The organism is Streptomyces bugieae, from assembly GCF_036352915.1.
GTDB lineage: Bacteria > Actinomycetota > Actinomycetes > Streptomycetales > Streptomycetaceae > Streptomyces > Streptomyces endophytica.
Genome location: NZ_JAZBJP010000001.1, coordinates 425,913 through 447,577, shown reverse-complemented (window position 1 = coordinate 447,577; position 21,665 = coordinate 425,913). Strand labels below are relative to the sequence as shown.

At 71.9% G+C, this 21,665-nt stretch carries 23 protein-coding genes; 6 read left to right on the top strand and 17 right to left on the bottom strand.

Annotated features, from left to right (window positions below; translation table 11 throughout):
* Positions 1 to 78: 78 nt before the first annotated feature.
* From V2J85_RS02175 to V2J85_RS02155, 5 genes are all read right to left on the bottom strand, one after another.
* Positions 79 to 507, bottom strand: a complete 429-nt coding sequence (locus tag V2J85_RS02175; RefSeq protein WP_261953390.1) for an FAD synthase family protein — start codon at positions 505 to 507, stop codon at positions 79 to 81.
* 22 nt (positions 508 to 529) lie between these two features.
* Complete coding sequence (locus V2J85_RS02170) at positions 530 to 2,071, bottom strand: fibronectin type III domain-containing protein (RefSeq protein WP_261953391.1); 1,542 nt, start codon at positions 2,069 to 2,071, stop codon at positions 530 to 532.
* A gap of 92 nt (positions 2,072 to 2,163) precedes the next feature.
* On the bottom strand, positions 2,164 to 3,735 hold the full coding sequence (locus V2J85_RS02165) for an oligosaccharide flippase family protein (RefSeq protein ID WP_330820467.1): 1,572 nt from the start codon (positions 3,733 to 3,735) through the stop codon (positions 2,164 to 2,166).
* Entirely contained in the window at positions 3,732 to 5,408 is a 1,677-nt protein-coding gene (locus V2J85_RS02160) for a polysaccharide biosynthesis tyrosine autokinase (protein WP_261953393.1), read from the bottom strand. The genes V2J85_RS02165 and V2J85_RS02160 overlap by 4 nt, the downstream gene beginning before the upstream one ends.
* Positions 5,405 to 6,895: a hypothetical protein gene (locus tag V2J85_RS02155; protein ID WP_261953394.1), complete on the bottom strand. Its 1,491-nt coding sequence runs from the start codon at positions 6,893 to 6,895 to the stop codon at positions 5,405 to 5,407. The genes V2J85_RS02160 and V2J85_RS02155 overlap by 4 nt, the downstream gene beginning before the upstream one ends.
* A gap of 152 nt (positions 6,896 to 7,047) precedes the next feature.
* On the opposite strand from V2J85_RS02155, the gene V2J85_RS02150 reads away from it, so the two are divergent.
* Complete coding sequence (locus V2J85_RS02150; RefSeq protein ID WP_330820466.1) at positions 7,048 to 8,301, top strand: glycosyltransferase; 1,254 nt, start codon at positions 7,048 to 7,050, stop codon at positions 8,299 to 8,301.
* 53 nt (positions 8,302 to 8,354) lie between these two features.
* On the opposite strand, the gene V2J85_RS02145 is transcribed toward V2J85_RS02150, so the two are convergent.
* Genes V2J85_RS02145 through gmd form a run of 3 tightly spaced genes read right to left on the bottom strand, consistent with a single transcriptional unit; the run spans position 8,355 to position 11,019 of the window.
* The gene (locus tag V2J85_RS02145; RefSeq protein ID WP_330820465.1) at positions 8,355 to 9,458 is read right to left on the bottom strand and encodes a glycosyltransferase; all 1,104 of its coding nucleotides are present in this window, start codon (positions 9,456 to 9,458) and stop codon (positions 8,355 to 8,357) included.
* A gap of 14 nt (positions 9,459 to 9,472) precedes the next feature.
* Positions 9,473 to 10,009 (bottom strand): DapH/DapD/GlmU-related protein, encoded by a 537-nt coding sequence (locus V2J85_RS02140; RefSeq protein ID WP_330820464.1) that lies wholly within the window; start codon positions 10,007 to 10,009, stop codon positions 9,473 to 9,475.
* On the bottom strand, positions 10,006 to 11,019 hold the full coding sequence (gmd, locus tag V2J85_RS02135; RefSeq protein ID WP_261953398.1) for a GDP-mannose 4,6-dehydratase: 1,014 nt from the start codon (positions 11,017 to 11,019) through the stop codon (positions 10,006 to 10,008). The genes V2J85_RS02140 and gmd overlap by 4 nt, the downstream gene beginning before the upstream one ends.
* 78 nt (positions 11,020 to 11,097) lie before the next feature.
* Between gmd and V2J85_RS02130 the strand changes: the two genes are divergently transcribed.
* Positions 11,098 to 12,042, top strand: coding sequence for a GDP-L-fucose synthase family protein (locus tag V2J85_RS02130; RefSeq protein ID WP_261953399.1), 945 nt, complete (start codon positions 11,098 to 11,100; stop codon positions 12,040 to 12,042).
* An 85-nt stretch (positions 12,043 to 12,127) separates the two neighbouring features.
* On the opposite strand, the gene V2J85_RS02125 is transcribed toward V2J85_RS02130, so the two are convergent.
* From V2J85_RS02125 to V2J85_RS02115, 3 genes are all read right to left on the bottom strand, one after another.
* Entirely contained in the window at positions 12,128 to 13,465 is a 1,338-nt protein-coding gene (locus V2J85_RS02125; protein ID WP_419836739.1) for a sugar transferase, read from the bottom strand.
* Positions 13,466 to 13,886: 421 nt separating this feature from the next.
* Complete coding sequence (locus V2J85_RS02120) at positions 13,887 to 14,174, bottom strand: hypothetical protein (RefSeq protein ID WP_261953400.1); 288 nt, start codon at positions 14,172 to 14,174, stop codon at positions 13,887 to 13,889.
* A 166-nt stretch (positions 14,175 to 14,340) separates the two neighbouring features.
* Positions 14,341 to 14,643, bottom strand: a complete 303-nt coding sequence (locus tag V2J85_RS02115) for a hypothetical protein (protein ID WP_261953401.1) — start codon at positions 14,641 to 14,643, stop codon at positions 14,341 to 14,343.
* Positions 14,644 to 14,873: 230 nt separating this feature from the next.
* On the opposite strand from V2J85_RS02115, the gene V2J85_RS02110 reads away from it, so the two are divergent.
* Positions 14,874 to 15,251, top strand: coding sequence for an ATP-binding protein (locus V2J85_RS02110; RefSeq protein ID WP_261953402.1), 378 nt, complete (start codon positions 14,874 to 14,876; stop codon positions 15,249 to 15,251).
* 97 nt (positions 15,252 to 15,348) lie between these two features.
* Here the strand turns inward: V2J85_RS02110 and V2J85_RS02105 are convergent, their stop codons facing one another.
* The 3 genes from V2J85_RS02105 to V2J85_RS02095 form a co-directional block, all read right to left on the bottom strand.
* A complete protein-coding gene (locus tag V2J85_RS02105; protein WP_261953403.1) occupies positions 15,349 to 15,894 on the bottom strand; it encodes a ferritin-like domain-containing protein in 546 nt (181 codons plus the stop codon).
* Between the two features lie 104 nt (positions 15,895 to 15,998).
* On the bottom strand, positions 15,999 to 16,265 hold the full coding sequence (locus tag V2J85_RS02100; RefSeq protein ID WP_330820462.1) for a DUF4190 domain-containing protein: 267 nt from the start codon (positions 16,263 to 16,265) through the stop codon (positions 15,999 to 16,001).
* Positions 16,262 to 16,501, bottom strand: a complete 240-nt coding sequence (locus tag V2J85_RS02095; protein ID WP_330820461.1) for a hypothetical protein — start codon at positions 16,499 to 16,501, stop codon at positions 16,262 to 16,264. Before V2J85_RS02095 ends, V2J85_RS02100 begins: the two co-directional genes overlap by 4 nt.
* Before the next feature lie 393 nt (positions 16,502 to 16,894).
* Between V2J85_RS02095 and V2J85_RS02090 the strand changes: the two genes are divergently transcribed.
* A complete protein-coding gene (locus V2J85_RS02090; RefSeq protein ID WP_419836726.1) occupies positions 16,895 to 17,698 on the top strand; it encodes a class I SAM-dependent methyltransferase in 804 nt (267 codons plus the stop codon).
* On the opposite strand, the gene V2J85_RS02085 is transcribed toward V2J85_RS02090, so the two are convergent.
* The gene (locus tag V2J85_RS02085) at positions 17,695 to 18,624 is read right to left on the bottom strand and encodes an alpha/beta fold hydrolase (protein ID WP_261953405.1); all 930 of its coding nucleotides are present in this window, start codon (positions 18,622 to 18,624) and stop codon (positions 17,695 to 17,697) included. The two genes, V2J85_RS02090 and V2J85_RS02085, sit on opposite strands and share 4 nt — an antisense overlap.
* A 207-nt stretch (positions 18,625 to 18,831) precedes the next feature.
* Positions 18,832 to 19,005 (bottom strand): CsbD family protein, encoded by a 174-nt coding sequence (locus V2J85_RS02080; RefSeq protein WP_030796169.1) that lies wholly within the window; start codon positions 19,003 to 19,005, stop codon positions 18,832 to 18,834.
* A 155-nt stretch (positions 19,006 to 19,160) separates the two neighbouring features.
* On the opposite strand from V2J85_RS02080, the gene V2J85_RS02075 reads away from it, so the two are divergent.
* Positions 19,161 to 19,709: a hypothetical protein gene (locus V2J85_RS02075; RefSeq protein WP_261953406.1), complete on the top strand. Its 549-nt coding sequence runs from the start codon at positions 19,161 to 19,163 to the stop codon at positions 19,707 to 19,709.
* 9 nt (positions 19,710 to 19,718) lie between these two features.
* Here V2J85_RS02075 and V2J85_RS02070 read toward each other — a convergent pair whose 3' ends face one another.
* The gene (locus tag V2J85_RS02070) at positions 19,719 to 20,924 is read right to left on the bottom strand and encodes an FAD-dependent monooxygenase (protein ID WP_330820460.1); all 1,206 of its coding nucleotides are present in this window, start codon (positions 20,922 to 20,924) and stop codon (positions 19,719 to 19,721) included.
* Positions 20,925 to 21,029: 105 nt separating this feature from the next.
* On the opposite strand from V2J85_RS02070, the gene V2J85_RS02065 reads away from it, so the two are divergent.
* A complete protein-coding gene (locus V2J85_RS02065; RefSeq protein WP_261953408.1) occupies positions 21,030 to 21,656 on the top strand; it encodes a PadR family transcriptional regulator in 627 nt (208 codons plus the stop codon).
* Positions 21,657 to 21,665 lie beyond the last annotated feature (9 nt).

Sequence of the window (21,665 nt, the reverse complement as noted above, 5' to 3'; positions counted from 1 at the left end):
CGCCGGGGACGAGACGGCGGGGCATTCCCCGGAAAAACTCCGGGGAATGCCTCCGCACACCTCTGCCGGCCTTCCTCACTACGCCGAATTCGCCAGCCCGTCGAGCGCCTTGCGCAGCAGTGTGCTCGACGTGTGCACGGTGTAGGGGAAATAGATGACCTCGACGCCGACCGTCGCGAAATCCCGTTCGAGCTTGTCGCCCTTGCTCGTTCCCCGCCAGTCGTCGCCCTTGAAGAGGACGTCGAACCGGACCTGCTGCCAGGTCACCAGTTTGTCCGGCACGGTTTCCACGAAGGCCGCGTCCACGAACCGGACGCTGCGCACGATCTCCAGCCGCTCGGTGAGCGGAATGACCGGTGCCGTGCCCTTCGCCTGCTCGGCCATTTCGTCCGAGACGACCCCGGCCACGAGATAGTCGCACTGGCTCTTCGCATGCCGGAGGATGTTCAGATGCCCTATGTGGAATAAGTCGTAGACCCCGGGTGCGTACCCCACGCGGTGCGTCATGTGCTCCCCAGTCGGCGAACGGTCAGTTCTTGGCGGTGACGTTGACCGGGCCGTTGCGGCCCGAGACGTTGGTGCCGTCGGTGACCTCCAGTGAGTAGCGGTGCGCCGAGCCGGGCTGCACGGTGTCCGTGAAGCTCATGTCCGGCCGGTTCCAGTAGCGCGAGTCCTTGGTGAGCGAGGTCAGATACACCCCGTCCCGGTAGAGCTTGTAGGTCAGCGCGCCGTTGTCCCGGTCCCACGAGGCCTTCCAGGTCAGCGTGATCTTCCCGCGCGACGGGCTCGACCCGCTCATCAGCGGCACCTGCGGCGCACCGGTGTCCGGAGCCGCCGCGAACCGCGTCAGGCCCTGCTGCGGCGCGTCGTTGACGGTGGTGAACTCGCCGCCCGCCCACAGGATCCCGTCCGCCATGGTCAGCGCGCGCGGGCCGATCTGCTCGCCGATCCCGTCGTTGGTGTCCGGGAACCACGGCAGGATCGTCTTGTCCGAGATCGACTGGGCGAGGAAGTGCTGCCGGTTGCCGATGTCCGGGAAACCGCCCGGGGTGTCGGAGCAGTTGTGCGCATGCGACCCGCTGTAGAGGACGCCCTTGTACGGCAGCACGGCCTGGGTGGCGCCCAGGCAGGTGTCCTTCCAGATCTGCCCGCCGTCCGACAGCCGGCCGGCGATCCGCCCGTCGAAGACGCCGCCGCCGGTGCCCTCGGCGCCCAGATAGAAGTTGGTGCCGTCGTTGACCAGCGCCTTGACCGCCGACCTGCTGGGGATCCAGCCGGTGAAGGTGTTGACGACCTTGCCGGTGGTCGCGTCGAGCCCGGCCAGCGCGTGCACGCTCAGCAGACTGCCGTTCACCGAGGTGAACCGGCCGCCGATGATGACCTTGTTGAGCTTCGGGGCGACGGTGATCGCGTTCACGCCGGGCGTCGGGTCGTTCGGGATCGACGAGCCCCGGATCGTGGCCTTGAACGGCAGCAGGGCACCCGTCGGACGCAGTGCGGCGACCCGCTCACGGGTCTGCCCCTGGACGGTGGAGAACTGGCCGCCGATGTAGACCGCGTCGTCGGTGACGTCCAGAGCGCGCACGGTCGAGCTGACCGTGGGCTTCCAGTCGTCGCCGATCGTGCAGTCGGCGGTGTTGAGCGAGGCGGTGTTGGACCGCCCGACCGGGCCGGCCTTGCCGAACGAGCCGCCGATGTAGATCAGCGAACCGTCGGGCGAGGCCTTCATCGCCCGGATGGTGTTCTCACCGCCGCTGAACGCCGGGGCGCACGCGAGCGGTTGGCCGGTCTTGGCGTCGAAGGCCGCGAAGTTCTTCCGGGCGAGCTCACCGCCGCCGCCGGGGGCCGCACCGGGCGGCCGGATGTGATCGAACCGGCCCCCCACGTAGACGATGCCCTTGGCGTACGCCAGGGACCACACGATGCCGTCGGTCTGCCAGGTGCTCAGCGGATCGGCGGTCAGCGTGGCCTCGCCGTCGGCCTGGGCGGGACCGGCGGCGAGGGCCGTCGAAGCGGTGCCGAGCACCGCGGCCGCGAGGAAGAGATGAATGGGTCTGCTTCGTTGGCGCACAGGTCCCCCCTGGAAGCATGGCGCGAGCAAGAAATGTTGTCGGGACAGGACGCGCGAACGAGTGGAATTCCGTGTGGAATTGCTACGAGCGTTCACCGTGAGTTTTCCGAACCGCGCTTGCGCAGCGCACCGAAGAACTCCCCTACCCCCAGCGGCAAACGATAGCGCCAGACCAGTGCGCCGAACGCCCCGATTGCCAAAACTATTGCGAAAAGCGCACCGGCCACGCTGTCACCCCAGACCGCTCGCATGCCGAACGCCCCGCACGACACCGCCCCGAGCCCGGTCAGCGCGGCCAGCAGATAGGCCCGGTCCACGGTGCGGAACCCCAGCCGTCGGCGGACCAGCAGCGCCGAGACCCCGTTGTCCACGACGATCGCCAGCCCCCAGGACACCGCTGCCCCCAGCACTCCGTACCGCGGCACCAGCCACACCCCGCTGCCCACCTGGACCACGAACGCGGACCCCGCCACCGCCAGGTTCCCCACGCTCCGCCCGGCCATCAGCAGCGCGGTCTGGGCGTTGCCGACCCCGACGTTGACCAGGGCGGCCACCGCCAGTGCCACCAGCCCCGGCGCACCGTCGGCGAAGCCGGTACCGAACACCGACAGCACGGTGCGCGGAAACGCCGCGAGCAGTACGAACACCGGCCAGGAGAACAGGGCGATCCACCGCGTCGACAGCCGGTGCAGCCGCTGAGCCGCGCTCCGGTCACCGCCCGCCAGCAGCCGGCTGATCTGCGGCGCCACCGCCAGCCGGACCGCCAGCTGCAGCAGCGTCCCGGCGGTGATCAGCCGCCCGATCGCCGTGTAGACGCCGGCCTCCGCGCTCGTGCCCAGCATCGACAGCAGGATCACGCCGATCCACACCGCGGCGATGTCGAACAGCGACGACACCGCGCGCGGTCCGGCGAACGCCCAGAACTCCCGGGCCCGCGGCGGCGGTCGGCCGGTACCGGGATGGGTACGCCGGGATCGCCGCAGCGAGATCCCGGCCGCCACCGCGCCGAGCACCCCGGGCAGCAGCCAGGCCGCCCAGACGCCGGACACGCTCGGCATCCACAGCACCAGTGGCACCGCCAGGAGCACCCGCAGCACCGGCTTGCCGATCTGCTCCACGCCCACGAACGGCACCACCGAGCCGTACCCCCGGGTGGCACCGAGCAGCACCAGCGTCACCGTCGTCACCGGTAGGAACACCGCACACAGCCGGAGCACGGCACCGGCCTGCCCCGGGTCCAGTTCGGGCAGCAGCCGGCCGGCGAGCCCGGGGGAGAACAGCAGCACCGCGGCCCCGGCCCCGCTCGCCACCAGCGCCGGCAGCACGGCGGTCCGCAGCAGCCCCGGCACCCCGGCCCCACCGGTCAGCTCCAGGTCCTGGGAGACGAAACGGACCAGCGCGGTGTCGGCCCCCAGCTTCAGGGCGTTGCTGAGGATCGTGAAGGCCGCGACCGCGGTGAAGACCGCACCGGCGCCGCGGGCCCCGAGCCCCTGCGTGACGACGGCCACGAGCAGGAACCCGAACACCGCGTTCGCCGCCGAACCGGCCAGCGCGAACAGACTCCCGCGCGCCGTCGTCCGTACGCCGCCGCCCTCAACTCCTTTGTGCTGGACGCCCGTTGTCGTCGTCCCGCTGCCCGGGCCCGCCGGGCGGACGTCGGTCACCCGCGCAGCGGCCGGGCATCGGCGGACGCGCCGTCCGCCCCCACCGGGCCGGTGCGCGGTGCCGGCGGACCGGGCCGGACGGACGGTGCCACCACGGTCGTCCGGGGCTGGTGCGAGCCGCGCTTGCGGCGGGTCGGGCCGCCGTCCGTCAGCCGGCGCAGCGACGGACCGCGGCGTCCCTTGTCCAGCACGGCACCCAGAATGTGCCCGCCCGCCCCGGTGATCAGCTCCCACACCCGGTCCAGATCGTCCCGGCGCACTTCGTTGAGGTCACAGACCACGACCACGCCGGCGCCCTGCTTGGCGACGGCCAGCCCGTCCGCGTGCGAGAGCAGCGGCCCGGTGACCACCACGACCCGCTCGTCCGGGCCCGACGGCGCGTTGAGCAACCGTGCGAACTGCGGCGAGGACAACACCCGGGCAGGATTGGGCACTTCACGGCCGGGCAGCAGCTCGAACCGGCCGTCCACCCCCGCCTCCACCGCGAGTCGTTCGCCCTCCGCCCAGCTGCCCGGGACCGGCCGGCCGTGACCGGGCCGCAGCGGCAGCCGCTGGGCGAGTTGCGGCGTCCGCAGATCCGCCTCCACCAGCAGGATGTCGTTGCCGATCTCGGCGAACGCGCCGGCCAGATTGACCGCGACCGAGAGTGCCTCCGCGTTCTCCCGCGGGGAGACGATCAGCAGGCTGTCCGTGCCGGAGAACCGCAGGTCGTGCATCAGCCGGAACGCGATGGTGCGATAGGCCTCCGCGCGGTTGCCGTGACCGGACCGGCCCACCTCCAGGACCTGCTCGCCACCCCGCCGCCGCGGCAGTATGCCCAGCACCGGAGCCCGCAGGTTGTCCTGGACGTCCGCCACCGACCGCACCCGCGGCTCCAGCACCGACCGCACCCACGCCGCCAGGATCCCCAGTACCAGGCCCCCCACCGCACCGGCGAGCAGCAGCATCGCCAGGCCGGGGCTGGACGGGAAGGCCGGCGGATCACCCTTGCGCACGATGTCGCCCGCCGTGGTGTCCAGGGACTTCAGACTGGAGATCCGCCCCTGCAGATCCGCGATCTGCGACACCAGGTCCCTGCGCTCGGACTCGTCGGCGGCCCGCCCCGCACCGCCGCTCGCGTCCGCGATCCGCCGGTCCAGCACCTTGCGCTGCGCCATGAGCGGCTTCAGCTCGTCGCCGAGCTTGCCGACCGTGGTCTCGATCCGCTGCGCCGCGGCATCCTGACGGTACGTCAGGTAGGCGTGCACGAACGCATTGACCAGTGCGGACGCCCGGTCCGCCGAATCCGCGCTGTACTCGAACAGCAGGGTCTGGGTCTCCGGCGGATTGCTCACCCGCAGATCGCGCTGCAGAACGGCCGGATCCGTTCGCTCCCGCAGGGCCTTGGCCGCACCGGCCGCCACCGACGCGCTCTGCGCGATCTGCCGCTCGGTGCCCATGCTGATCTGCTTGTCCGCCGAGATCCCGCCGGCCTCGAACGGCGCGGTGCTGATCGCATGCACCACCACCTCACCCGTCGCCGTATAGGTCGGGCCGGCGAGCACGAACACCGCACCGCCACCGAGCAGACCCAGCACCAGGCCGAGCAGTATGAACGCCCGGTACCGGAAGAGCCGGCGCAACTGATCACGGATCTGGTCCGGTTCCTCCGCGGGCTCGTCGAAGACGCTCACGTACGTGTTCCTCCTGTGCATAGCGACGGTGCGGTGCGGTCCGCCGGGGCCACCGGCTCCGGCGCGGCCGCGGGCGGGGACGGGCGCCCCGGCTTGCGGGTGATCAGTAGCGGGATGCACACCAGCAGCGCGAGCGGCCCGACGATCGCCATCAGGCTGCCGCGCAGCAACACCAGTTGGTAGAACCCGAACGCCGGGACCAGCAGCGCCGCGAGCGTGCCCCGATGCCGCCGCAGCCGGTGCCGCAGCCCGTCGATCCGCCGCCCCACCGCGCCGATCAGACCGAAGACCGCGACGACCGACGGGAACCCGGCCCACATGTACGACTCGATCCACAGCGGCGCGGAGAGGTTCTCGAAGGAGTACCCCGCGTGCCGGGCGAGCAGGATGCCCGCGTCGTCCGGCTTGCCGGGCCACGCCGCGCGCGGCACGAAGAACAGCGGCGGCCCGAGCGCGGCCGTCGGCGTGAAGCCATGGGTGCGGACGTAGTCCACCCCCGTCTCGATCTGCTGGAACGCGTCGTAGTCCCCGTTGGACGTGAACTGCTCGGCGAGCGAGACGATGCGGACCGGCTCCCGCTTGTCGTAACGGAAGTAGTCGCTGTACGGGAACACCACCAGCACCACGGCCGCCACCGCCGCAGCGCCGACCCGGAACGCCCGCGGCCCGCGCAGCCACGACGCGCCGAAGACCAGCGCCAGCAGCACCGTCCCGGCCCAGAACCGCGGCTGGCTGATGGGATTGTTGACGACCACGTTGACCGCGGCCAGCAGTGGCAGCAGCAGCCGGCGCAACCCGCGCAGAATCCGGTCGCCGGCCTGGAACCGCGGCACGTGCACCAGCGCCACCAGCGCCCAGAACGCCGGCACCGACAACAGCCAGGCCGACATCGCCCGGTCCGCCGACCCCGACGGCTCGGCGAGCGCCGCCGCCTCGTTGGCCGCCTGCCGGCTGAGGAAGAACGCCGACAGCCCGCCCTGCTGCGGGATCAGCACCACCGCCAGCAACAGCGCCGCCCCGCACAGCAGCAGCACCCGCCCGGGCGCCAGCCGCCGCGCGAGCACCGGTTCGAGGACCGCGGACCCGCGGCCGGCCCGCCACGCCGCCACCGCCGACCCCGCGCTGTACGCCAGAAGTCCCGTCTCCACCAGGGCCGTTGAGACGAACGCGGTGTGCGCATCGACCACGAACCCGCGCGGATACGCGTCCGTGGCGAGCATCGCCAGCGGCGCAAGTCCCAGCCACACGTACGAGAACAGCCAGAATCCGAAGGCGATCAGCCGGGCCCGGACGTCCGTCAGGACCCGCGCCAGCGCCGCGCCGGTGTGCACCACCACCACGCACTGGACGGCGAGCGCGGCACCGAAGCGGGCGTCCAGCGACCGCAGCACCAGCAGCGGCAGCAACACCACCAGCAACAACGCCCAGCAGCCCAGCGCGGCCACCGCACGCCCGGGCCCACCGGCCGTCCGACGCCCCGCCCTCACCGGCCCACCACCCCCAACTCCCCGTCAGCGGCCCACAATCTAAGCGACATCGGATGACAAGAGTGGCTTCGGGACACAATCGCAACCCAATTCACAGTCCGGGATGCCCTGACCGCTTCTACGATGACCCGCACAGCCTGAGGGGGGCATCCGTGGAAGACTCGTTCGACGGGCGGTGCGTGCTGGTCGTCTCGACCAACTACGCACCCGAGCACACCGGCATAGGGCCGTACTCGACGCAGATCGCCGAGCACCTCGCCGCGTCCGGGGCCGACACCCACGTCCTCGCGGGCCTGCCGCACTACCCGTCCTGGCGGGTGGCGGAGGGCTACCGCGGCCACCGGCGGATGCGGGAGCACCGCGGCGGGGTGACCGTGCACCGCCGGTGGCACACCGTGCCGGCGGTGCAGACCGCCGCCCGCCGGGCGCTGTTCGAGGCGAGCATCCTCGCGCACGGCCTGCTGGCGCCGCCGCCCGTCCGGCCCGATGTGGTGCTCACCCAGATGCCCACCCTGGCCGGCGGAGTGCTGGGCGGCCGGCTGGCGCGGCGGGCCGGGGTGCCGCACGTCGTTGTCGTCCAGGACCTGATGGGCGCGGCCGCCGAGCAGAGCGGCATCCAGGGCGGGGGCCGGGCCGCGGCCCTGGCCGGAGCCGTCGAGGCACGCGTCCTGCGCGGAGCCGCCGTCGTCGGGGTGGTGCACGAGTCCTTCGTGGCCCGGGTCACGGCGATGGGGGTGCCCCGCGGGCGCATCCACGTGGTGCCCAACTGGACGCACGTCACGGGCCCGCGCGGCGACCGGGAGCGGACCCGGGCCCGGCTGGGCTGGGCGGCCGACGAGACCGTGCTGCTGCACGCCGGCAACATGGGCCTCAAACAAGGGCTGGAGGTGCTGGTCGAGGCCGCCCGGCTCGCCGACCGCGAAGCCGCTCCGGTACGGATCGTGCTCATGGGGGACGGCAACCAGCGCGCCGCGCTGCAACGGCTGGGCGACGGCGTCCGCGCGCTGTCCTTCCTCCCGCCGGCCGACGCCGAGGAGTTCCCCGAGGTACTCGCGGCCGCCGATGCGCTCGCCGTGACGCAGAAGGCGTCCGTGCTCGACATGAGCCTGCCGTCCAAGCTGACCTCGTACTTCATGGCCGGCCGGCCGGTGATCGCCTCGGTCGCGGCCGAAGGCGGCACCGCCCAGGAGGTCCTCCGCTCGGGCGCCGGGACCGTCATCGCCCCTGAGGACCCCCAGGCACTGCTGGCCGAGGTCCGCGCGCTCGCGGAGGACCCCGTAAGGGCCGCCGGGCTGGGCGCCCGCGGTCCCCGGTACGCCGAGGAACGGCTCAGCAGCCGGGCCGGACTGGCGCGGATCACCGCCCTGCTGCGGCTGGCCACGGACGGCCGGGTCGGCGGCCGTTAGGCACGGGGACGTGAGGTATCGGCGGCGGGGCCGGGGCCCCGCCGCCACCCGGCTCATCCGCCTCCCGCGAGCGACCGGTAGTGCTCCTCCAGCCGGTCGGCCACCGCGGCGAGCGAGAACTCCTCGTCCAGCGCCGCGCGGCCGGCCCGCACCACCCGCTCCCGCAACGCCTCGTCCTCCAGCAGCCGCAGCACCGCATCGGCCAGCTGCTCCGGCGAACCGTCGGTCACCAGCGCCGCTCCGCGACGCCGGAGCGCGCCGGCGATCCCGCAGCGGTCCGTGCAGACCACCGGAGTGCCGACGGCCAGGGCCTCCAGCACACTCATCGGGAAGGGCTCCTCGACGCTCGGCAGCACGTACACCGCCGCCCGCGCGGTCCGCTCCACCGCGGCCGCGTGGTCCAGCGCACCGCCGTACGTCACCACCTCCCCGAGCCCCTCCTCGGCGATCAGCTGCCGGACCGCACCGAGCCGTCCCTCGTCCGCGCCGTACACGGGGAACGCCACCTCGGGGCGCTTGCGGTGCACCAGCGCCGCCATCCGCACGAACGCCTCGGGCCGTTTACGGGCCTGCAGCCGGGCCAGGAACAGCACCTCGGCCGGCACCCGCACCGCCGCCTCGGTCGCCCCCGGCCGCACCCCGTTGTGCAGCCTGACCAGCCGCGGCCCGCGCGGCCCCAGCACCCGCCGCAGCCCGGCCTCCTCCTCGTCCGTGAGCACCAGCGCCGCGGCCGCCCGGCGCAGCAGCGGCACATAGACCCGGTCGAAGAGCCGGGCCACGGCCGACGACCGCGGCTGGACCATGCCGTGCGTCTGCACCACGAACGGCCGGCGGCGCAGTACGGCGACGGCGAGCGCGGCCAGCGACACCAGGTCGCGGCCGGCGTGCAGATGCAGGGCGCCGGACCGGCCCGCGGCGCGCCACAGCAGCGGCAGCAGCCCCGGGTGGAACAGGCCGAGGAACCCCTGCCCGGGGACGAGCGTGTGCGCGGTGCGGGCCCGCAGCGGCACCCCGTCCACGGTGCGCGGCGGGCCGCCCCGGCCGCGCCACAGCGCGATCAGCTCGACCTCGTGCCCACGCGCGGCCAGTTCGGCGAGCTGCCCGGTGGCCACGCTCACCGGCCCGCCGTACGCCCCGTCGTCGCTCACCAGGGTCACGACATGGCTGATCCTCACCGGGCACCTCCGGTGGTGTGCACGGCCCCCGCGGGCACGTCGCGGTGGGCGACCGCGCCCGCACCGACCACCGCGCCGGCACCGACGGTGACCCCGCGCAGCACCATGGCACGGGCCGCCACCCACGCGCCGGGCTCCAGACGGATCGGCCCGTTGTCGAACTCGAAGGTGGGGGACCGGCGTTGATGGCTGCCGGTGCACAGCACGGCGCCCTGGGACACACAGACGTCATGGCCGATCGTGATCGGCTCCAGAGTGATCAGCCAGGCGTCCTCGCCCACCCAGACGTCGTCGCCGATGGTGAGCTTCCACGGCCACTGCACCCGCACCCGGTGCCGGATCAGCACCCGGTCACCGACCCGCGCGCCGAACGCCCGCAGCACCGCGGGACGAAGCCGCGGCGGGAACCACCACTTCACGAAGAACAGGTTGAGCACGGCGAACCAGAGTGCCTGGGTCAGCAGACCGCGGCCCTTGTCGTAGCCGGCGCCGGTGAAGCCGCGCAGCCGACGGGCGGTGGCGGCCGTGGTCATCGGTCCACCCGCACCCGGTGGCCGGAGAGTTCGTCCTCCAGCTGCCGTATGTCGGACTCGACCATGATCCGCGCCAGCTCGTCGTACTGCACCTTCGGCGACCAGTCCAGCAGCCGCTTCGCCTTGGACGGATCGCCGATCAGCGCGTCCACCTCACTGGGCCGCTCGTACTTGGGGTCGAAGCGGACGCTGCGCTCCCAGTCCAGCCCCACGCAGTCGAACGCGGCGTGCAGGAAGTCGCGCACGGTCGCGGCCACCCCGGTCGCCACCACGTAGTCGTCGGGCTCGTCACGCTGGAGCATCAGCCACATGGCCTCCACGTACTCGGGCGCGTAGCCCCAGTCGCGGACGGCGTCCAGATTGCCGAGGTAGAGGTGCTGCTGCAGACCGGCCTGGATACGGGCCACCGCGCGGGTGATCTTCCGGGTGACGAAGGTCTCGCCGCGGCGCGGGCTCTCGTGGTTGAAGAGGATCCCGTTCACCCCGAACAACCCGTACGCCTCGCGGTAGTTGACGGTGGACCAGTAGGCCATGACCTTGGCGCAGCCGTAGGGGCTGCGGGGATGGAAGGGCGTCGACTCGTTCTGCGGCGGCGGGGTGGAGCCGAACATCTCCGAGGACGACGCCTGGTACAGCCGGGTCCGCACGCCACTGGCGCGGATGGCCTCCAGCAGCCGCAGCGCACCCAGCCCGGTGACGTCGCCGGTGTACAGCGGGGCGTCGAAGGAGACCCGGACATGGGACTGCGCGCCGAGGTTGTAGACCTCGTCCGGCTGCACGTCGCGCAGCAGGTTCACCAGCGCCACCCCGTCGGACAGGTCGACGTGGTGCAGCAGCAGCCGGCGCCCCGGGGTGTGCGGGTCCTGGTAGATGTGGTCTATGCGCTCGGTGTTGAAGCTCGACGAGCGTCTCATCAGCCCGTGCACTTCATAGCCCTTACCCAACAGCAGTTCCGCGAGATACGAACCGTCCTGGCCGGTGATACCGGTGATCACGGCGGTTTTGGTCATGGCTTCCCCCCACGAGAAACGTAGTTATTTCCTGAAATGGCCGGTGGGTGTATCGGTTCCACTGCCACAATCCGGGCCATGGATGACTTGCTGCCCCCGCCCGCCCGGGTCTTCGTCGCCGGCCACCGGGGCCTGGTCGGCTCCGCCGTCGCCCGGCGACTGTCCGCTCAGGGCTACGACGTACTCACCCGCCCCCGCACCGCACTCGACCTGCGCGATGCCGCCGCCACCGCGGACTGGCTGCGCGTGGCCCGGCCCGACGCCGTCGTCCTGGCGGCCGCCAAGGTCGGCGGGATCATGGCCAACAGCACCCAGCCGGTGCAGTTTCTGGAGGACAACCTGAGCATCCAGCTCAGCGTCATCGCCGGAGCCCACCAGGCAGGCGTGCGCCGGCTGCTGTTCCTCGGATCGAGCTGCATCTACCCCAAGCACGCCCCCCAGCCCATCACCGAGGACGCCCTGCTCAGCGGGCCGCTGGAGCCCACCAACGAGGCGTATGCGATAGCCAAGATCGCCGGCCTGGTGCAGATCCGCTCCTACCGCCGGCAGTACGGCTCCTCCTTCATCTCCGCCATGCCGACCAACCTCTACGGCCCCGGCGACAACTTCGACCTGGAGACCTCGCACGTCCTGCCCGCACTGATCCGCCGCTTCCACGAGGCGAAGGAGCAGGCCCTGCCCGAGGTCACCCTCTGGGGCACCGGCACCCCCCGGCGCGAATTCCTGCACGTCGACGACCTGGCCGCGGCCTGCGAAGTGCTGCTGCGCCGCCACGACGGCGAGGACCCGGTCAACGTCGGCTGCGGCGAGGACCTCACCATCGCCGAACTCGCCTCCTGCGTCGCCTCCGTCGTGGGCTATGAGGGACGGCTCTCCTTCGATCCGTCCCGCCCCGACGGCACCCCGCGCAAGCTCCTCGACATCAGCACGATGCGCGCCCTGGGCTGGTCGCCGACCGTCCCGCTCGCGGACGGCATCGCCGCGACCTACGCCGCCTGGCGGTCGCAGCCGGCCCGGGCGTGAGGACGCCGCCGGGCCCCGGGTGTGCGCACGGCGGGCGCTCCCACGAGCGCCCACACCGGCCGCACACCCGGGCCGGCCGACCCGCTCAGTACGCACCGCGGCCGTCCAGCACCGCGCGCACCGTACGGGCCAGCACGCCGATGTCCCGGCCGTAGGACCAGTTGTCCACGTAACTCAGGTCCAGCCGCACGGTCTCGTCCCAGGAGAGATCGGACCGCCCGCTGACCTGCCACAGGCCGGTCAGCCCCGGTTTGACGGACAGCCGGCGCAGCTCCGTCCCGTCGTACCGCTCCACTTCCTCGGGCAGTGGCGGCCGCGGCCCCACCAGGGACATGTGGCCCGCCAGGACGTTGAAGAGCTGGGGGAGTTCGTCCAGCGAGAGCCGGCGCAGCACCCGGCCCACCCGGGTCACCCGGGGATCCCGCCGGATCTTGAACATCGCCCCGTCGTGCTCGTTCGCCGACTCCAGCGCGGCCCGCATCCGGTCGGCGGTGACGACCATCGTGCGGAACTTCCACATCCGGAACGGCCGCAGATCGCGGCCGACCCGGATCTGCCAGTAGAAGACCGGGCCGGCCGAGGTGAGCCGGATCGCCGCCGCCACCACGGCGAACAACGGCGCGAGCAGCACCAGTAACAGCAGCGCCCCCACCCGGTCCGTGGTCTGCTTCAGCAGTACCGGCAGCCCCCGTCGTGCCGCCGGGTCTATGTGCATCACCGTCAGTCCGGCGGCCTTCGTCAGCCGGACCCGGTGCCGGGACACGTCGATCAGCCCCGGAAGTATGGCCAGATCCCGTCCCTCGTCGTGCAGTGCCCAGGCCAGCCGGCGCACCCGCGCGGCGGACATCCGGCGGCCGGGCGCCACGAAGACCAGATCCGCTTCGAGTTCGGCCGCACACCGCAGCACGGTCTCGCCGTCCCGCGCGCCGTCCGGCCCGTCCCCGTCGAAGGTCAGCCGGGCCGGCACCGGCAGCGCCGAGTCCGTGTCCTCCTCGCCGACCAGGCAGCCCCCCACGACCACGTACTCGTGATCGGTGCGGTGCGCCAGCTCCTCCAACACCAGGTCGACGGCGCCGGGTTCCCCGATGAGCAGCACCCGGCGCAGCGCCTGTGCGCGGCGGCGCACGCCCTGCAGATAGCGGTGTACGAGCTTGCGCCGCAGCACCGTCAGCGCCAGCCCCGGCACCAGCGCGAGCACACAGATCTCGGTGGAGACGTCGATCCGTGCCACGACGCAGATGACGGCCAGCACGCCCAGGACGGTCAGCCAGTCCAGCAGGATCGGCAGCACCGCACCGCTGCCGCCCAGCTCATCCCTGGAGTAACGATTCTTTGCCGCTCCAACGGCCAGCCAGGCGGCGCCGGCGAGCGCCGCGACGAGCAGCGGTTGCGGTTGCCTGGTCGCGGCGCAGACCGCCCCCATCGGCACCAGCGCACCGAGGAGGTCGGCGGCCAACGCCACCTGTAAGAGCCGCTGTTCGGTGGATCGGTGCCTTTCCTCCTCGCGCCGCTGCGGCGTGCGCTCCAGCTTGGCTGTCCCGGCGGGTGACGTCATCACCCGTGAACCGGCAGCTTCGAACAACCCCATGGCCCCCCACTTGGTCGTCCCCTCACGTCCGGTGCGATCGGACCCCCCGGTACGCGACCGCCTCCGTGTCGGAGGTGAACGCTAGAGCACGGTGCGCCCGACTGCTGAGGTTTACCTATTTTGAGTGTTCTTGTGCCTCGTTGTTTACAAGCGCGTGCACGCATGCTCCACTTCCGGCCCTCGCGGAAGCAAGAGACGCAGAGGCCCCGGGGGTGTGATCCAGCCCCGGGGCCCACGTGCCTATCGCGTCAGATGCTCAGTGCCGGTGACACACCAGGTGCGTCCGGTGCCAGGTGCGGGTCCAGTAGCCGGGGTGGCGGTGGCCGCGCCGGTCCTGCCAGGCCGGGTGCCAGACCCGGACCCAGCGGCCGTGGACCACGCGGCAGTGGCCCCGGTCGACGTGCCTGGATGCCGTGTGGTCGCCGTGCGCCGGCGCCGTGGCCGAGGCGGAACCCACCGAGGAGAGGGCCATGCCCCCGGTGAGGGCAACGGTGGCGGCGCCCAGTGCGAAGGCGCGCTTGAATCCGTCAATCATGAGGATCATGCCTTTCTGCATTGCCATGCTGCGAGTGCCCCGGCTCTGGCCGGGCAGCAAGGAGAATGCACCCGCCAAGCGGCGCGCGTGCGGTCAACACCGTGGGCTTTACCGAATGCAGACATAACGCAAAAGAGGCGGATAATACGACAGATGTGACGGGGGGTGTGGCGGGCTACTGCAGCCCCGTCTGTGACTTGCTGAAGAGCACGCCCTCGGAATAGAAGAACACCGCGTTGCTGCTGCCGTCGGCGCCGTAACACGTCCATGTGACGGGGTAGTTGTCGGCGCGCTCGGTCTTGTTCTCCTGCTGGCAGGTACTCGCGTAACGGAGCAGGGTGCGCACGCTGCTGCCCGCCTTGATCTCGTTGAATTCGGCGAGGGTCAGCGGGTCGCTGGCGATGGCGCTGCCTTCGTAGGCGCCGGCGGCCACGAGGAGGCCGAGGGTGCAGAGGCCGGCTATCGCGCTCTTCTTCACGGGTGGGATCGTCCTTGTGCGGCGGAAGTGACGGGAGGTGTGCGCAAGGAGCGTAGCCGTCCGGTCCGCTCCCCGGCACCGCTCCGGCGGGCTGCATCACAACAGGTGTCCTCCGGGGCCCGGGCGCCGTAGCGTGGGCGGGCCGCCAAAAAGCTGGCGATATTCCGCACAACACGGGTAGACGCAGGAGTGTCACGAAGATCGGCCCGGCTCGGAGGAGGGGGGAAACGGTGACCCAGGCAGCGTCCCATGTACCGGCCACAGCCGCGCAGGCACGCGATCGCGTCAGCGACCTCTTGAAGGCCCATCCCGGGCCGGTGGAGGCGATGAAGCTCACCGATGCCCTGCTGATCACGTCCGAACTGGTCACCAACGCCCACCGCCACACGGACGGTCTGATCGACTTCAGCGCGCGCGTCACCGGCAACCGCCTCACCCTGCTCGTCGAGGACGCCAGCCCGGACCACCCCGTGACGGCCTCCCGCCACGGACCGGGGGACGTCGGCGGCTACGGCTGGCCCATGGTGCGCCAACTCGCCACCTCGGTCACCATCGTTCCCACGGCCCGTGGCGGCAAGGCCATCAGTGTCACGCTTGACCTGATGTGACCCGATCTGTGACCCGATCCGTCCTGATGGGGAAGGCCCCCCGATGGGAAGGCCCCCCGATGGGGAGGCCTCCCGAGGGGGAAGGGCGGAGCCTTCCTCAGGCCCTGCCATGCTGCGGAATGCGTTCCAGCAGCCCGCGCAGATCGTCCGCGTGCTCCTCCTCCTGCGCCAGCAGGTCCTCGAACACCCGCCGGGTGGTCGGATCGCCGTCGCCCAGCCACTGCGCGATCTCGGTGTACGCGGCGATGGCGACCCGTTCGGCCACCAGGTCCTCCTTGATCATCTCCACCAGATCGGCGCTCGCGTCATAGCTCGCGTGCGCCCGCTGCGTCAGCGTGTCCGGGTGGAAATCGGGCTTCCCGCCGAGTTGCACGATGCGCCGGGCAATCTTGTCGGCGTGCTCCTGTTCCTGCGTGGCATGTTCCAGGAACTCCGCCGCGACCGGCTCCGAATAGATCCCGGAAGCCGTGTAGTAATGCCTCTTGTACCGCAGCGTGCAGACGATTTCGGTGGCCAGTGCCTCGTTCAGCACCTGCAGCACGCGCTCCAGATCGGCGCCGTACGCATCGGTCACCGGACCCTTTTCGATTTCCTGGCGGGCCCGGGCGCGGATGGTTTCGATGTCCATAAGGAAATCAGCCATGACTTTTCTCCCTTGCCATTGATCGACTTCCGTTGATCGTATTCCGCTGGTCCCCCATTCCGGGCGAGCGGACGCGTCCGGCCCCGTATGTGCCGGTATCCGGCCTAGAGGTGCCAGCTCACGGTGCCGGTGGCCGTCGACACGGCGACGAGCAGCACCAGGTCGAGCGCGCCGAAGGCCAGTCCCAGCCAGGCCCGCAGCCGACGGATCGTCCCGCGGCGGAGCGCCAGGAAGCCGAAGACCAGCGCGCACGGGCCGAAGAAGACGTTGAAGACCAGCGTCCCGAGCAGTCCGCAGACGAACGCGGCCACGGCCATGCGGTCGGCCTGCGGATGCGGACCGGTCTTCAACGGAATCCAGGTGGACGTCATCGCTGTGCCTCCTTCGACGGGGTCGTCGCCTTATGGCGTTCGCGGACGAAGAACACCGCCAGCCATGCCGTGATCGCGATTCCCGCGACGACCGTGACGGCCGCGGGGACATGACCTGCGGTCCCCAGCAGCACGCCGAAGAGGAAGACTGCCAAGACCAGGAAGAGCATGGTGTGCCTGTGCCTTTCCCTGTGGGGCCGGCGGGCGCGCAGCGCGCTGCCGGCACGGACGGGCACCGGCCGCTCCATTGCGGCGGCTTGCACGAACGCTGGTACCCGCAGAACGCCGGAAAAATCAGCTCGGCGCGGCGGGAGATTGCCCCCTTCCCGGCCGGCCCGGGGGCCTCCTCCGCCATTTCATCCCCACCCCTTACCGGCATCCTTCTCGCCCTCGTTGGAGACGTCCAGACGGTCTGTCACGGCATCCGAGCACCTCGCCGGAACGGGGCCCCGGCCGGCACCGGAACTACGATCGCGGGGAGGAAATGGCCGAAAAGGAGATGGGAAAGGGGAGGGGTAATGCGGAAGCAAAGGAAGGAAAGGGAGGAGAGGAAGGGAATGGCGACCGGAAGCGGGGGGCCGGAAGGCGGGGGTCCGGGAGACGGGGGCGGTGACCTGATCGACCGTCACATGTGCACCGTCGAGGACGTACTCCGGCTGCTGGACGGGCTGTTCGCGTCGGAGGCCGACCGCTGGACGGCCGGTGCGGCCTCCTGGTGGGACGGCTTCTACGCCGACCGTTCCAAGCCGGTGCCGTTCTTCGTGGCGAAGCCCGACGAGAACCTGGTCTCGTACCTCGACCGCGGGCTGGTCGCTCCCGGGCGCGCGCTCGACCTGGGGTGCGGGCCGGGCCGTAATGCCCTCCACCTCGCCGCCCGGGGCTTCCGGGTGGACGCGGTGGACCTCTCCCCGGCGGCGATCGCCTGGGCCGAGGACCGCGCCCGGGAAGCCGGGGCCGACATCACCTTCCACTGCGGTGACGCCTTCACCGTTGTCGGAACCGACGACGGTGCCCCGCTCCGCGGCCCGTACGACCTGATCTATGACTCCGGCTGCTTCCACCATCTGCCGCCGCACCGCCGCATCAGCTACCTCGCCCTGCTCGACCGCGCCCTGGCCCCTGGCGGCCATCTCGCGCTCACCTGCTTCGCGCCGGGCGATGAGCGGGGTGGCTCCGAGCTCGGCGACGCCGACCTCTACCGCCGGTCCACCGGTCTGCACGGCGGACTCGCCTACCCGCCGGAGTCCCTGCGCCGGATCTTCGCCGACCTGACGGAGGTGGAACTGCGCCGCATGCACGACGAGCCGCCGGACTCCCCGCACTTCGGCGAGCCCTTCCTCTGGACGGCACTGCTGCGGCGCGGCCCATGGGACGGCACCGCTACGGCGCGGCGGCACCCGGCCGTAACGGTCGTGCAAGGGGAAGACCGCTAGCAGAGGCTGAGGATCGCCTCGGCGGTGAAACCGGGTGCCTCGCGGGGCGGGAAGTGGCCCACTCCGCCCAGGACTTGACGGGTGTAGCCGTCGGCGAACAGCTGATGTTTGCCGGCGGTGGTGCCCAGGAGGTTGTCGGCGTCCTCCGCGCCGTGCAGCACGATCGTCGGCACCTGGACCGGGGCCGGTGCGGCGAGGCGTTCCTCGACGGTGTCGTACGCGGGGTCGCCGGGGGCCTCGCCCCAGCGGTGGAGGTAGGCGTGCACGGTCACGTCGGCCCAGTCGTCGTTGTCCCATGCCGCGGCCGTCTCGTCGAACTCCTCCTGGGAGAAGTCCCAGCCGGGGGACCAGGCCGTCCACAGGTAGTGGCAGAAGGCGCGCCGGTCCTGCACCATGGCCTTCCGGCCGCGGCCGGTGGCGACGAACCACTCGTACCAGTACGCCTGCGCGAGCGCGTAGGGGAGCGGCGTGTCCGGGCGGTGGGTGGCGTAGCCGGCCGACATCGCCGCGATGGCGCGTACCCGCTCCGGCCAGAGCGCGCCGACCACGTACGCGGCGCGGGCGCCCCAGTCGTGCCCGGCCAGGACGACCTCGCCGAGGTCCAGCGCGTCGAGGAATTCGCCGAGGTCGCTGCCGAGCGCCGCGATCTGCCCGCTGCGCGGCCGGGCCGGGTCGCGGAACCGGGTCGCGCCGAAACCCCGCAGATACGGGCGGTAGACGCGGCATCCGGCGGCGTGCAGGAAGGGCAGTACGCCGTCCCAGCAGTGGATGTCGTCCGGCCAGCCGTGCACCGCCACCACGGGGCGCCCGGTCTCGGGTCCGCTGACGGCGTAGGCCGTGTCCAGCGTGGGCGTGCGTACGGTCCTGATGTCGAGCTCGGCCCCGGCTCCGCTCGCCACCGCCGTCCCGGTCTCGCGTTCCGTCACCGATGGGCCTTCCGCAGAGTCGAGTCGCCGGTCGTGGGGCGCGTTCCCTGCGACTGTGCCAAGCGGCCCGGCTCCCGCCCGTCATCGACACGCGCGGGCACGGCGGTGGCCCGGCGGAGGGGGAATCCGCCGGGCCACCGCCTCACACTCTGCGGGCTCTGCCCACCTCGCCGCCGTTGTCGCCGCCGAAGCGGCCGTGCGGCGCGGTCATCGCTCCATGGCGTCCCGGGCCTTGTGCCCGGCCTGACGCAGATCGCCCTTGGCCCGTTCGGCGCGGCCCTCCGCCGTCATGCGCTCGTTGCCCACGGCGCGGCCGACGGTTTCCTTCACGGCGCCCTTGATCTGCTCGGTCTTCGCAGAGGTCTTCTTGTCGGCGGTCATGGTCGTGCTCCCTTGCTGTCGAGCCGTTCCTTGACGAAGAGCCGCCTGCCCGGGACGCCGCCGCGCAAACGCAGACATCGTTCCGCCCGTACGGGGCACATGTCCGTGGTCGTTCCACTACGGAAGACGCCCTACGGAGGGAGACGACACCACCGATGAGTGAGCAGCGCGAGTTCGAGCACGACCACGAGCGCCACCACGACCAGGAGCGCCGCCACGAGTACGAGCAGTGGCGGGCCCGTACGGTCCGCCGTCCCGAGGACGTACCGGTGACCACACCGCTGTCCTGGATGGCGGAGAAGCACTTCGCCCACGGGGAGCGGCTGGCCGACCGCCGGCTGCCCGCCGCGTACCGGGGACCCGACGAGCGGGGTGATGCCGGGGACGCGCTGGCGCAGCTCGCGCTCGGCGTCCGGATCGCCCGGGCCGTCGAGCAGTACCGTGCGGAGACCCTGCACGAGGCGCTGCAACTCGGCGCCACCTGGAGCCAGATCGCCGCCGCCCTCGACCTCGGCACCGACGAGGCGCGCGCCATCCTGCGCAGCCACGCGGACGGTCAGCTGCGGCTGTACGAGAGCGAGGACAGCGGGGGAGCCGGGCTGCTCGGCATGAGCCCCGAGCAGCACCGGGCCGCCATGGCGCTGACCGCACTGGGCGACGACGAACCGGCCACCGCCGCCGAGGCCGCGGCGATCACCGGATGACCGTCACCGTCAGTTCCCGGCCACCGTCTCCGCCCAGTCGATGCGGTGGAAGTGGAGCGGGCGGAACATCTGCTCGGGGGTGGGGAAGGCGGCCGCGGCCTCGAGGTCGGACTTGCCGGCCTTGACCTTGTTGGCGGCGGCCGCGTTCCGCCCGACGGCCTCCACCCGCTCGCGGCGCAAGCCTGCGTAGGCGCTGAACGCCTCGCCGGGCGTGGGCAGATCACGCAGGCAGCGGGCCAGTTCCACGGCGCTCTCGATGGCCAGCGAGGCGCCCTGGCCCGAGCTGGAGGACGGGGCGTGTGCCGCGTCGCCCACCAGGACCATGCGGCCGCGGTGCCAGTGCGGCACCGACGGCATGCGTTCCATCCGGCCGACCGCCATCAGCTGGTCGGGGTCGGTGTGCTGCAGCAGCCGCTCGCCCGGGACGTGGCCCGCGTAGGCCTCGCGCAGCGCGGCGAGCCACTCGGCGGCCGGGACCCGCGCCAGGTCGGCCGGGTCCGGCGGGGTGTCGGTCGGCAGTCCGGCGAACCAGATCAACCGGCCGTCCGGGCCGCGCCAGTGGCCGGTGAAGGTGCGGCCGAAGGCGAAGTACATCGTGCCGGGCTCGGCCTCGACGCCGCTGTCGGTGGCGTACCCGCCGAAGCTCAGCACACCGCCGTACTCCGGCCCGGGCGCCTGCGGGTCGATCAGGGTGCGGACGGTGGAGCGGATGCCGTCGGCGCCGATGAGGATGTCGGCGGTCGCCGACGTGCCGTCGGAGAACCGGGCGGTGACGCCCTCGGGGGTCTCCTCGGCGCCCACCAGCCGTTTGCCGTAGGCGAACGGGATGCCCTGGTCGGCGGCGTGATCGGTCAGGGCGCGGTAGAGCGTGGCGCGGGGCATCGCGAGGCTGGGGGGCAGCTCGGCGAAGCCGTCGAAGGCGGCGAAGCGGTGCCCGGCGCCGTCCGCCATGACCGTCCCGGGAACCGGCTGGCCGAGGGCCTCCACCGCCTTGTCGGCGCCGATCGTCCGCAGCGCCGCGAGGCCGTTGGGGGCCAGGGCCAGCCAGGCGCCCACGCCGTCCGCGGCCGCGGGGTAGGCCTCGTGGACCGTTGCGGTGATGCCCGCCTTGCGTAGCGCGAGTGCGGTGACCGGGCCCGCCAGGCCGCCCCCGATGACCAGTGCCGTCCGCACGGCCGCGCCGCCGCGCCCGCCCTGAGTGCCGTTGTCGCTCATGACCCCTCCCGAGGATGCGCCCGCCGGACAGCGGGCTCCTGGCATCCATAGTTGCACTGCACCTAGTCTCAATGCAACTAGTCTCGCCTCTACTACGCTAACGCCATGACCGCTCCCGTGAAGAGTTCGCCGCTCGCCCTCACCGTCCTGGCGCTGCTGCACTACAAGCCGCTGCACCCGTACGGCATCCAGCAACTGATCAAGCAGTGGGGCAAGGAGCAGGTGGTCAACGTCGGCCAGCGGGCCGGTCTGTACCGCACCATCGAGCGGCTGCACGCGGGCGGGCTGATCGCCGTACGGCAGACCGAGCGCGACCAGCAGTACCCCGAGCGCACCGTCTACGAGGTCACGGACGAGGGCCGGGCGGTCGCCCGCGAGTGGCTGGACCAGATGCTGGCCGTCCCGAAGGGCGAGTTCCCCGTCTTCCCGGCCGCCCTGTCCAACCTGCCCATGCTCACCCCGGACGAGGCGCTGGACGTGCTGGAGCGGCGCGCCGACCGCCTCGCGGCCCAGCGCGCGGACCTGAAGGCCCAACTGGCCGTGCACACCGGGGAGGGCGTCCCGCGCGTCACCCTCATCGAGCACGAATACCTGCTGGCCATGGTCGATGCCGAGGAACGCTGGGTCCGCGCGGTGACCGACGACCTGCGAAGCGGCGGACTGACCTGGTCCCCGGAGATGCTCGCCGCCTTCGACGAACAGCACAACTCGGGCGCGCCCGCGGGCGGTTAGGCGCGCTCC

Coding starts and splice junctions, on each gene's coding strand:
- V2J85_RS02175 (WP_261953390.1), bottom strand. CDS start 507: ATGACGCACCGCGTGGGGTACGCACCCGGGGTCTACGACTTATTCCAC.
- V2J85_RS02140 (WP_330820464.1), bottom strand. CDS start 10,009: ATGACCACGGCCGCCACCGCCCGTCGGCTGCGCGGCTTCACCGGCGCC.
- gmd (WP_261953398.1), bottom strand. CDS start 11,019: ATGACCAAAACCGCCGTGATCACCGGTATCACCGGCCAGGACGGTTCG.
- V2J85_RS02130 (WP_261953399.1), top strand. CDS start 11,098: ATGGATGACTTGCTGCCCCCGCCCGCCCGGGTCTTCGTCGCCGGCCAC.
- V2J85_RS02125 (WP_419836739.1), bottom strand. CDS start 13,465: ATGGGGGCGGTCTGCGCCGCGACCAGGCAACCGCAACCGCTGCTCGTC.
- V2J85_RS02120 (WP_261953400.1), bottom strand. CDS start 14,174: ATGATCCTCATGATTGACGGATTCAAGCGCGCCTTCGCACTGGGCGCC.
- V2J85_RS02105 (WP_261953403.1), bottom strand. CDS start 15,894: ATGGCTGATTTCCTTATGGACATCGAAACCATCCGCGCCCGGGCCCGC.
- V2J85_RS02100 (WP_330820462.1), bottom strand. CDS start 16,265: ATGACGTCCACCTGGATTCCGTTGAAGACCGGTCCGCATCCGCAGGCC.
- V2J85_RS02090 (WP_419836726.1), top strand. CDS start 16,895: ATGTGCACCGTCGAGGACGTACTCCGGCTGCTGGACGGGCTGTTCGCG.
- V2J85_RS02080 (WP_030796169.1), bottom strand. CDS start 19,005: ATGACCGCCGACAAGAAGACCTCTGCGAAGACCGAGCAGATCAAGGGC.
- V2J85_RS02075 (WP_261953406.1), top strand. CDS start 19,161: ATGAGTGAGCAGCGCGAGTTCGAGCACGACCACGAGCGCCACCACGAC.
- V2J85_RS02070 (WP_330820460.1), bottom strand. CDS start 20,924: ATGAGCGACAACGGCACTCAGGGCGGGCGCGGCGGCGCGGCCGTGCGG.
- V2J85_RS02065 (WP_261953408.1), top strand. CDS start 21,030: ATGACCGCTCCCGTGAAGAGTTCGCCGCTCGCCCTCACCGTCCTGGCG.